Origin of the sequence: Specibacter cremeus (assembly GCF_003946885.1) — a bacterium.
Lineage (GTDB): Bacteria > Actinomycetota > Actinomycetes > Actinomycetales > Micrococcaceae > Specibacter > Specibacter cremeus.
The window spans coordinates 38,714-48,726 of the sequence record NZ_RWKQ01000034.1; the positions used below are offsets into that span (position 1 = coordinate 38,714).

Sequence of the window (10,013 nt, forward strand, 5' to 3'; positions counted from 1 at the left end):
CGTGGGCATGGGCCGGGCCCTGGCCGTGGCGCTTGTCGGCCTGAACGGCCACGTCGTCGAGGTCGAGGCGGACATCGGCCAGACGTTGCCGGCGTTCGTCCTGCTCGGGCTGCCCGATGCGTCGTTGAACGAGGCCAAGGACCGGATCCGGTCTGCGGCGCAGAACTCCGGCATCCCGCTGAGCCGGCGCAAGATCACCGTGAACCTGATCCCGGCGTCGCTGCCGAAGAAGGGTTCGGCGTTCGATCTGGCCATCGTCATGGCGACGCTCAATGCCGCCGGAGATGTCCGCGGCACGGGACAGACCGTGTTCATCGCCGAGCTGGGCCTGGACGGGCGGCTGCGGCCCGTGCGCGGCATCCTGCCGGCCGTGCTTGCGGGCCTGCGGGCGGGACGCCGGGACTTCGTCGTGGCGGCCGGGAACCTGGCCGAGGCCCGGCTGGTCGGCGGCGCCCGGGTGCGCGGCTACGAGTCGCTGGCCCAGGCCGTGCTGGACTATGGGGCCGACCCGCAGGATCTGGTGTTCGCGGAACCGGCGGCCATTCAGACGCCCAACGATGCCGCCGGCCCGGGCGCCGGGGAGGCGGCGGACCTGCGGGACGTGGCCGGGCAGCCGGAGGCGCGTCTGGCCCTGGAGATTGCCGCCGCGGGCGGCCACCACCTGCTCATGGTCGGCCCGCCGGGCTCGGGCAAGACCATGCTGGCCGACCGGTTGCCGGGGCTGTTGCCCGACCTTGACGACGGGGAGGCCATGGAGGTCACGGCCGTCCATTCGCTCGACGGACCGCACACCGGCATCGCCGCGTTGATGCACCGCCCGCCGTACGAACGTCCGCACCACACCGCCTCGACGGCGTCGATCATCGGGGGCGGCACGGGTGTGCCCCGTCCCGGGGCGGCCTCCCGGGCGCACCGTGGCGTCTTGTTCCTGGACGAGGCGCCGGAGTTCGATCGCCGGGTCCTCGATGCGCTGCGGCAGCCGCTTGAAAGCGGTGAGCTGGTCCTGCACCGGTCGGCCGGCACGGCCGCCTACCCGGCGCGCTTCCAGCTCGTGCTGGCCGCCAACCCGTGCCCGTGTGGGAAGGCCGGCGGCAAGGGCACCGAGTGTAGCTGCACGCCCATGGCGCGGCGCCGATACTTCGGCCGGTTGTCCGGGCCGCTGCTGGATCGCGTCGACATCCAGCTGCAGGTCCACCGGGTCTCTCTGCCGGACCTGTCGTCCACGGAGCCGCGCGAATCCAGTGTGGACGTGGCGGCCCGGGTGCGGCGGGCCCGGGACCGCCAGGCGGCGCGGCTGCGACCCTTCGGGCTGGTGCGCAACGCCGACGTCACGGGCAACCTGCTGCGCGGACCGCTGCAGCTCAAACGCACAGACACGGGCCTGCTGGACCGGGCCATGCAGGCGGGCACGCTGACGGCCCGCGGCTACGACCGGGTGTTGCGGATCGCCTGGACGGTGGCCGACCTCGCCGATCGGGACAGGCCCGGCGGCGACGACGTGGGGCTGGCCCTGACAATGCGACAGCGAGGACTGGGACTGTGAACACCTTTGAGACCCCAATCCGGGTGGGCAGTGACGCCCCGCGGATCGCCCGCGCCGCGCTGACCCGCCTGATGGAACCGGCGGATCTGCCCGGGCTGGCCCTGGTGCGGGCCGCCGGACCCGTCGAGGCGCTGGCGTTCATCCGCGGCTCCGCCGCCGGCAGCCCGGAACTCGAACGTGCCATGAGCGCCGTGCTGGCCGATGCCGGGGTGCCCCGCTGGCCCGGACTGGCGGATGCGCTGACCCGGTGGCGGCCCAGGGTGGGTGACCTGGCGCCGGAACGGGACCTCGCCATGATCGGGCGGCTGGGCGGCACGCTGCTGATCCCGGAGGACGACGCGTGGCCCGCCGCGCTCGGTGACCTGGAACTTGCCGCGCCCATCGCGCTGTGGCTGCGCGGACGGCTGCGGGAGCTGCCACCGCTCGAGCGGTGCGTCGCCGTCGTCGGGTCCCGCGACAGCACCGCCTATGGTGCCAATGTGGCCGGCGAGGTCGCCCACGGGCTGGTTGGCCGGGGGTTCACGGTCATCAGCGGCGGCGCCTACGGGATCGACGCGCACGCGCACCGGGGGGCGCTCGGCGGCAATCCCGGCCGGTGGCCGGCGACCGTGGCCATCATGGCCGGCGGTCTGGACCGGTTCTACCCGGCCGGGAATGAGGAACTGCTCCGGGCCGTCGCGGATGCCGGGGCGCTCGTGGCCGAGGTGCCGCCGGGCACCAATCCGACCAGGTACCGGTTCCTGCAACGCAACAGGCTGATCGCGGCGTTGGCGGCGGCCACGGTCGTCGTCGAGGCGCGCTGGCGCTCCGGGGCGCTGAACACCGCCCACCATGCCGATGCGCTGAGCCGTCCGGTGGGTGCCGTCCCCGGCTCGGTGTATTCGGCGAACTCGGCCGGCTGCCACCGGATCCTGCGTGAGGGATCGGCCGTGTGCGTCACGGACGTCGCCGAGGTCGCCGAGCTGGCCGGGGCCGCGGGCAGCAACCTGGCCGCCGAGCCGGTGGGCGCCGCCGCACGCCACGACGGGTTGGCCGTCGAGGACCTGCTGCTCATGGACGCGCTGCCCGTGGCGTCGGTGACGACACCGCAGAAACTGTGTTCGGTGGCCGGGCTGGGCCTGCCCGCCGTGCTGGCCGGGCTTGGCCGGCTGGAGGTCATGGGACTGGCGGAGCGCGGCGGCGCCGGCTGGCGGCGGAAGAGGTAACACTTTGGTGGCGGGCGGCGGGGCAGCTTGCCCGGCCCGCTGTCGCGGCGGACAGTAGGGGGGTGGATCAACACGAACGGGACCGGCTGCCGGCGGAGTTCACCGCCGCGTCGACGGGCTTTGCCCGGTACCTTGCGGCCGAACGCGGCCGGTCGGCACACACCCTTCGGGCGTACCTGTCGGATCTTGACGCATTGTTCATCCATGCGGTGGCCGAGGGCTGCCACACGCTGGCCGACCTGGACCTGGGCCTGCTGCGCCGTTGGCTGGGGGCGCAAAGCACGGAGGGGCTGGCCCGCTCCACACTCTCGCGCCGTGCCGCCACGGTGCGCACATTCACCGCGTGGGCCACCCGGGAGGAACTCGTCCTCGTCGATCCGGCGTTGCGGCTGCGGGCACCCCAGCGGGACAAGTCGCTGCCGGGGGTGTTGCAACAGCAGCAGGTCCAGCGCGCCCTTGGGGCCCTGGCCGAGGACGCCGCAGACGGGGGAGCCGTGCCGCTGCGCGACCTGGCCATGGTCGAGCTGCTGTACGCCACGGGTGTGCGCGTCGGTGAACTCGCCGGGCTGGACATCGACGACGTGGACCTTGCGCGCCGCACGCTCACCGTCCTGGGCAAGGGCAACAAGGAACGGGCCGTGCCGTTCGGAGTGCCGGCCGCCCGGGCCGTCGACGGGTGGTTGCGGACCGGCCGGCCCGCCCTCTGGCAACCGGCCGGGGGCCCGGCGTTGTTCCTCGGCGTGCGCGGCCGCCGGATAGACCAGCGGCAGGTGCGCGCCGTCGTCGAACGCCGTCTGGCCGACCTGGGTGACACGTCCGCGACCAGCCCGCACACGCTGCGGCACTCGGCGGCCACGCACCTGCTCGATGGGGGAGCGGACCTGCGCACCGTCCAGGAGATCCTGGGCCACAGCTCGCTGGCCACCACCCAGCTGTACACGCACGTGTCCGTGGAACGGTTGCGGGCCAGCTACCAGCAGGCCCACCCGCGGGCCTGAGTACGACACGCCGGGCGACACGCCGGACGTTGGCCGCTCATGGTGGCGTAACAATTGAAGCTGCGGCACAATGAAACACGGATTCGCCCGTTGCGTTTTGCCCGGGCGGGAAGATCAATGATAGGGATGTAACCACACCAGTAAGGGCAAGATCGGGACGAGCACCAGCGCCGATGGGCGCCAGGGATCCGCGCTCGCGAACACACCGCTCCATGGCAGGTCGTTGGGGAAGACGCACCTACAGTATGGAGGATGGTATGAACGTCGGTTCGACGCGCGGTGTCTTGTTTGTGCATTCGGCCCCGGCCGTGATGTGCCCACATATCGAGTCGTCCATCAGCGCCGTGATGGACCAGCGCACGGGGTTGCAGTGGATCGACCAGCCCGCTGCGCCCAATATGCTGCGCACGGAACTCGCCTGGGACGGCCCCGCGGGGACCGGTGCCAAGCTGGCTTCGGCGCTGCGCGGCTGGGCCAACGTGCGCTACGAGGTGACCGAGGAACCGAGCCGGGGGGTCGACGGGTCGCGCTGGTCGCACACCCCGGAGCTGGGCATCTTCCACGCCGTCACCGACGTGCACGGCAACATCATGGTCTCCGAGGACCGCATCCGCTACGCCTATGAGGCCGGCAAGGGCGACCCCGCGGCCGTGTACCAGGAACTGTCCCTTGCCCTCGGCGAGGCCTGGGACGAGGAACTCGAACCGTTCCGGCACGCCGCCGCGGGTGCCCCGGTGCGCTGGCTGCACCGCGTCGGCTGAAAGCGCATCGGCGGAAACCTCCACCAAACTACCTGGAGCCAAAAACGTCGAGGCGGCCACCCAAACTGGGTGGCCGCCTCGCCGTGTTTAGCCGGGCCCGCACGTGGGAGGGCGTGGGCTAGTGGTTGCGCACCACGATGACGGCGTTGTGCCCGCCGAAGCCGAACGAGTTGCTCAGCGCCACGATGTCGCCGGAAGGCAGGTCGCGGGCCGTGGTCACCACGTCCAGCGGGATCTCCGGGTCCTGGTTCTCCAGGTTGATCGTGACCGGCGCCTTGCGGTCGTACACGGCCAGCACCGTCATGACGGCCTCCACGGCACCCGAGGCGCCCAGCAGGTGGCCGGTCTGGGACTTCGTGGCGGAGACCGCCACATTGTCCACGTGGTTTCCGAGGGCGGCCCTCAACGCCGTGTACTCGGGCCGGTCGCCGACGGGCGTCGAGGTGGCGTGGGCGTTCACATGCACCACGTCCTCCGCCTGCGCCCGGGCATCGAACAGGGCGGCCTTCAGCGCCCGCGTGGCACCCAGGCCCTCCGGGTCCGGGGCCGTGATGTGGTAGGCGTCGGCCGTGACCGACGTGCCGGCCAGTTCGCCGTAGATGCGCGCCCCGCGGGCCAGGGCATGCTCCTCGGCCTCCAGGACGAGCGCGCCGGCACCCTCGCCCATGACGAACCCGTCACGGTCGATGTCGTAGGGCCGGGAGGCGTGCTCCGGATCGTCATTGCGGCGTGACAGGGCCTGCATCGAGGCGAACGCCGCCAACGGCAGCGGGTGGATGGCCGCCTCGGCACCACCGGCCATGACGACGTCGGCCTTGCCGGCGCGGATCAGGTCCAGGCCCAGGTGCAGCGCCTCGGTGCCCGAGGCGCAGGCCGAGACCGGCGTGTGGGCGCCGGCCCGGGCGCCGAGGTCCAGGCTGACGGCGGCGGCGGCGCCGTTGGGCATCAGCATCGGGACCGTCATGGGCAACACACGGCGCGGGCCCTTTTCCCGCAGCGTGTCCCACGCGTCCAGCAGGGTCCACACCCCGCCGATGCCGGTGGCGAACGCGACAGCAAAACGGTCGTGGTCGATTTCCCCGAGGCCGCTGTCCTTCCAGGCCTCGCGGGCGGCGATGACGGCGAACTGGCTGGACGGGTCCAGGCGCTTCGCCTCGACCCGGGACAGGACCTCGCTGGCCGGATTGCTGACCTTCGCCGCAAAGTGCACAGGAAGGTCGTACTTGGCCACCCATTCATCGGTCAGCGTGTGGGCGCCGGAAACACCCTTGAGGGCGTTCCTCCACATGGTCGGGACATCTCCGCCGATCGGCGTGGTCGCTCCGAGACCGGTGATGACAACTTTGCGGGACATGGTTCAACTCTCGTGGTAATAGACGAAGTGTTCAGGATGGGGCGTGTGCTGGTGGATGGCCGGGGCTGGCACCCCGGCCATCCACGCCGCCTGCGCCGCCTCCTGCGGGAGGCCGGGCCGGATCAGTGAGTGCTAGGCCTGGGCGCCGGCGATGAAGCTGACGGCGTCGCCGACGGTCTTGAGGTTCTTGACCTCTTCGTCCGGGATCTTCACGTCGAACTTCTCCTCGGCATTGACGACGATCGTCATCATGGAGATGGAGTCGATGTCCAGGTCGTCGGTGAAGGACTTCTCCAACTCGACGGCCTCGGGGGCCAGGCCGGTCTCTTCATTGACGATTTCAGCCAAACCGGCGAGGATTTCTTCGTTGCTGGCCATTACAGGCTCCTTTTCTTGATGTGATGTGCCTGGTCAGGAATCTTGACCGTTTCAGGCGGTGTCGGACGGGCCGCGGGCGCGGCCCGTCCGCGATTTTTCGTTTCTACGGGAGTCGGACGACTTGGGCGCCAAACACCAGGCCGGCACCAAAACCGATCTGCAGGGACAATTTACCGGAAAGTTCCGGATTCTCCGCCAACAGGCGGTGCGTGGCCAACGGAATCGAGGCGGCCGAGGTGTTGCCGGCGTCCGCGATGTCCCGGGCGACGATGACCGATTCGGGCAGTTTCAGCTGCTTGGCCAATTCGTCGATGATGCGCATGTTGGCCTGGTGCGGGACGAACGCGCCGAGGTCGGCCGCCTCGATGCCGGCCGCCTCGAGCGCCTGCTTGGCCACCTTCGCCATCTCCCACACGGCCCACCGGAACACCGTCTGCCCGTCCTGGCGCAGCGTCGGCCACAGGTTGGCCTGCGCCTCCCCGAGGGCCGCCAGGTCCAGGTCGTCCAGGTCCGTGCCATTCTTCATGCTCTGCTCGCTGAAGTCGCGGATCTCCAGTTGCGAGTGCGTCATGCCGATGGTGTCCCACTTGCTGCCGTCCGAACCCCACACGGACGGGCCGATGCCGGGCTCCTCGGCCGGGCCGATCACGACGGCGCCGGCGCCGTCGCCCAGCAGGAACGAGATGGTGCGTTCGTGGTTGTCAATGACGTCCGACAGTTTCTCCGCGCCAATGACCAGCACGTAGTCGGCGGTCCCGGCCCGGACCAGGGCGTCGGCCTGGGCGATGCCGTAGCAGTAGCCGGCGCAGGCGGCGGACACGTCGTAGGCGGGCGCCGGGCTGGCGCCGATCCGTTCGGCGATGAGCGCGGCCGCGGACGGGGTCGCGTACGGGTGGGTGACGGTGGAGACGATCACGGCACCGAGCTGGCCCGGGGCGATCCCGGCCTTCTCGATGGCCTCGCTGCCGGCCGCCACGGCCATGTCGACGACCGACACGTCGTGCGGGGCCCGGTGCCGGGTGACGATGCCGGTGCGCTTGCGGATCCACTCGTCGGATGAGTCGATCCACTGGCACACGTCGTCATTGCTGACGATGACGGACGGCCGGTACGCGCCGACGCCCAGGATCCGGGTCCCCTCGTGCAGGGCGTTTTGCTTCAGTGTGGGCGTGCTCACTGGTGTCCTTCTTCCCCCGTGGCCGGTTCGGCCAGCAGTTCCTTGGCGGTCTCCAGGTCGTCCGGAGTCTTCACCGCAACCGTGACAACGCCGTTCATGCCGCGTTTGGCCAGGCCCGTCAGCGTGCCCGCCGGCGTCAGCTCGATCAGGCGGGTCACGCCCATGGCGCCCATGGTGTCCATGCACTTGTCCCAGCGGACCGGGCGCGACACCTGGGCGATGAGCGACTCCAGCGCCGCTTCGCCGGAGCGGACGACGGCGCCGTCGTAGTTGGACAGCAGCGGCACCGACGGCTGGTGGACCGTCAGCGACGGTGCCAGCGCCTCGAGCGCGGCGACGGCCGGGGCCATGTGGTGGGTGTGGAAGGCGCCGGCGACCTGCAGCGGGATGACCCGGGCCTTGGCCGGCGGGTTCGCCAGCAGCGCGGCGATCTGGTCCAGCGTTCCGGCGGCCACGGTCTGGCCCTTCGAGTTCATGTTCGCCGGGTCCAGGCCGGCGGCGGCGATGGCGGCCAGCACCTCGTCCGGGTCCCCGCCGACGACGGCGGCCATGCCGGTCGGGGTGACGGCGGCGGCCGCGGCCATCGTGGTGGCGCGTTCGCGCACGAACGCCATGGCGTCGTCGTCGTTCAAGGTGCCGGTCAGCGCCGCCGCGGTGATCTCGCCCACCGAATGGCCGGCGACGACGGCCGGCAGCGTGTCCAGCGGCGCGTCGAGCAGGGCGTCGGCGGCGATGAGGCCGGCGGCGACGATCAGCGGTTGCGCCACCGCCGTGTCCTTGATGGTTTCGGCATCCGAGACCGTCCCGTGGGTGACCAGGTCGATGCCGGCGGCCTCGCTCAGGTAGGCGAGCCTGGCCTCGACGCCGGGCAGTTCCAGCCATGGGGAGAGGAAACCGGGGGTCTGGGAGCCTTGGCCGGGGCAAACTATTGCGAGCACGGTATCTACCTTTCCAGCCCGGGGCCGGTTTTCCCCGTGTTTTGGTGCACCAAGCTCCGGGGGTCCATTTGTAGGAAGTCTACAACGTGGACGGGGTCAGGCGCGGCCATTGGGGCGCTCCGCGGCGGGCTTCGCCGGTGCCGCCAGCCGGCCCACTACAAGCGCTGTCTGCAGTACGAACGCCTCGCGGGGGATGAGCGGATCCCAGCCCGTGACGTCGCAGACCCGGCGCAGCCGGTACCTGACCGTGTTGGCGTGGACGAACAGTTCGCGTGCGGTGGCCTCCAGTGAATGACCCAGCTGCAGGTAGCTGCCCAGCGTCTCCGCCAACCCGTTCGAGGCGGCCACCAGGGGGCGGTAGATGTTGGCGAGCAGCGCCCGGCGTGCGGTCTCGTCGCCGGAGATCACGCGTTCGGGCCACAGGTCGTCGGCCGCCACGGGGCGTGGCGCGGCCGGCCACGCCTTCGCCACGGCCATGCCGGCGAAGGCGGCCTGCGCGGCGGCGGTGGCCTCGTCGAACCCCGCGGCGAGGGGCCCGTACACGACCGGCCCCGGCGCGAACAGGTCGCTGAGCCGGTGGTAGGCCGGTTCCTTGTCGACCACGTTGCCCAACACCAGGATCAACCGGTCGCCCTGGATGCCCACGAGCACGTCGTCGGCGAAGCGGCCGGCCGCCCGGCGCAGCCCGGCGACGAACCCGGCATTCGTGCCGGACGGTGACGGGCCCACCATGACGGTGATGTTGTGCTGCGTCTTCCAGCCGAGCGCGGCGAACCGGGACTGCAGCGCGTCCGTGTTCTCGCCGCGCAGGATCCCGTCCACGGCCAGCGCTTCCAGCCGCGTGTCCCAGGAGCCGCGCGTCTCCGCGGCGCGGGCGTACACGTCGGCGGCGGCGAACGCGACCTCGCGCGAATACCGGAGCACGGCCTCGCGCAGCGCGACCTGCTCGTCCACCGGGGCCAGCTCCGGCACCCGGTCCTCCACCACCTGGACCACGGTGCGGATCAGCTGCAGCGCCCGTTGCAGGCTGATCGAGCGGGTCAGCTCGGTCGGGGCGGTGCCGAACACGTCCGAGAGCACCCAGCCGGGCGAGGACGGGTGCTCGTACCAGGACACGAACGCGGCGATGCCGTTCTGTGCCACCAGGCCCAGGGCGGACCGTTCGTCGGAACTGAGCCGCCGGTACCAGGGCAGCGTGTTGTCGAGTTCGCGCAGCGTCGAGGTGGACAGGTGCCCCAGGTTGGCGCGCAACCGCTCCAGGGTGCGCGAGGATGCCGTCGGGTCGCTGCTGTCATATGCCATTGAACGAGCATAGGACCAGAGCCGTGCCAATGCCCATTTGTGTGATTGCTACAAATGACGACGGCGGGGCCGCACCGCTGTTGTGGCGGTGCGGCCCCGCCGCTGGTCGAGACCGGTCGGTGGTCGAGCCTGGGCCCACAGCGGCGGGGGACCCGGTGCGAGCTTGCGAGCAGGGGGAGCCGCTGGGGNGTGGTCGAGCCCGTCGAGACCAAATGATTTCGGCGGGCTCAATCACCGGTGGGCTCGATCCTGTCGAGGCCCGGTGGTTTCGACGGGCTCAATCACCGGCGGGCTCAATCCCCGGGGGCCCTAGCTGTCGCCGCCGGCCGATCCGGTGGTGCCGGCGTTGATGTTGAG

Annotated in this window: 9 protein-coding genes; 4 read left to right on the plus strand and 5 right to left on the minus strand. The window is 71.1% G+C overall.

Translation table 11 applies throughout. The annotated features are described in order from the left end of the window. Window position 1: 1 nt before the first annotated feature. The 4 genes from EJC77_RS13600 to EJC77_RS13615 all read left to right on the plus strand — a co-directional run bounded on the left by EJC77_RS13600 (window position 2) and on the right by EJC77_RS13615 (window position 4,507). Window positions 2-1,543: a YifB family Mg chelatase-like AAA ATPase gene (locus EJC77_RS13600; RefSeq protein WP_125613570.1), complete on the plus strand. Its 1,542-nt coding sequence runs from the start codon at window positions 2-4 to the stop codon at window positions 1,541-1,543. A 71-nt stretch (window positions 1,544-1,614) separates the two neighbouring features. Continuing rightward, a complete protein-coding gene (gene dprA / locus EJC77_RS13605) occupies window positions 1,615-2,748 on the plus strand; it encodes a DNA-processing protein DprA (protein WP_125613573.1) in 1,134 nt (377 codons plus the stop codon). A 62-nt stretch (window positions 2,749-2,810) separates the two neighbouring features. Further along, entirely contained in the window at window positions 2,811-3,746 is a 936-nt protein-coding gene (locus EJC77_RS13610; protein ID WP_125613540.1) for a tyrosine recombinase XerC, read from the plus strand. Window positions 3,747-4,003: 257 nt separating this feature from the next. Further along, the gene (locus tag EJC77_RS13615; protein WP_125613543.1) at window positions 4,004-4,507 is read left to right on the plus strand and encodes a DUF3145 domain-containing protein; all 504 of its coding nucleotides are present in this window, start codon (window positions 4,004-4,006) and stop codon (window positions 4,505-4,507) included. 118 nt (window positions 4,508-4,625) lie between these two features. Here the strand turns inward: EJC77_RS13615 and fabF are convergent, their stop codons facing one another. The 5 genes from fabF to EJC77_RS13640 all read right to left on the minus strand — a co-directional run bounded on the left by fabF (window position 4,626) and on the right by EJC77_RS13640 (window position 9,656). Next, window positions 4,626-5,861: a beta-ketoacyl-ACP synthase II gene (fabF, locus tag EJC77_RS13620; RefSeq protein WP_125613546.1), complete on the minus strand. Its 1,236-nt coding sequence runs from the start codon at window positions 5,859-5,861 to the stop codon at window positions 4,626-4,628. Window positions 5,862-5,993: 132 nt separating this feature from the next. Next, on the minus strand, window positions 5,994-6,239 hold the full coding sequence (locus EJC77_RS13625) for an acyl carrier protein (RefSeq protein WP_044571151.1): 246 nt from the start codon (window positions 6,237-6,239) through the stop codon (window positions 5,994-5,996). A 103-nt stretch (window positions 6,240-6,342) separates the two neighbouring features. Beyond that, complete coding sequence (locus EJC77_RS13630; protein ID WP_125613549.1) at window positions 6,343-7,416, minus strand: beta-ketoacyl-ACP synthase III; 1,074 nt, start codon at window positions 7,414-7,416, stop codon at window positions 6,343-6,345. Further along, a complete protein-coding gene (locus EJC77_RS13635; protein WP_125613552.1) occupies window positions 7,413-8,354 on the minus strand; it encodes an ACP S-malonyltransferase in 942 nt (313 codons plus the stop codon). The genes EJC77_RS13630 and EJC77_RS13635 overlap by 4 nt, the downstream gene beginning before the upstream one ends. 96 nt (window positions 8,355-8,450) lie before the next feature. After that, the gene (locus EJC77_RS13640) at window positions 8,451-9,656 is read right to left on the minus strand and encodes a PucR family transcriptional regulator (protein WP_125613555.1); all 1,206 of its coding nucleotides are present in this window, start codon (window positions 9,654-9,656) and stop codon (window positions 8,451-8,453) included. Window positions 9,657-10,013: the final 357 nt, after the last annotated feature.

What these genes read in the sequence shown, in the direction of transcription:
- dprA (WP_125613573.1), top strand. Translation starts at nt 1,615, where the DNA reads ATGGAACCGGCGGATCTGCCCGGGCTGGCCCTGGTGCGGGCCGCCGGA.
- EJC77_RS13615 (WP_125613543.1), top strand. Translation starts at nt 4,004, where the DNA reads ATGAACGTCGGTTCGACGCGCGGTGTCTTGTTTGTGCATTCGGCCCCG.
- fabF (WP_125613546.1), bottom strand. Translation starts at nt 5,861, where the DNA reads ATGTCCCGCAAAGTTGTCATCACCGGTCTCGGAGCGACCACGCCGATC.
- EJC77_RS13625 (WP_044571151.1), bottom strand. Translation starts at nt 6,239, where the DNA reads ATGGCCAGCAACGAAGAAATCCTCGCCGGTTTGGCTGAAATCGTCAAT.
- EJC77_RS13640 (WP_125613555.1), bottom strand. Translation starts at nt 9,656, where the DNA reads ATGGCATATGACAGCAGCGACCCGACGGCATCCTCGCGCACCCTGGAG.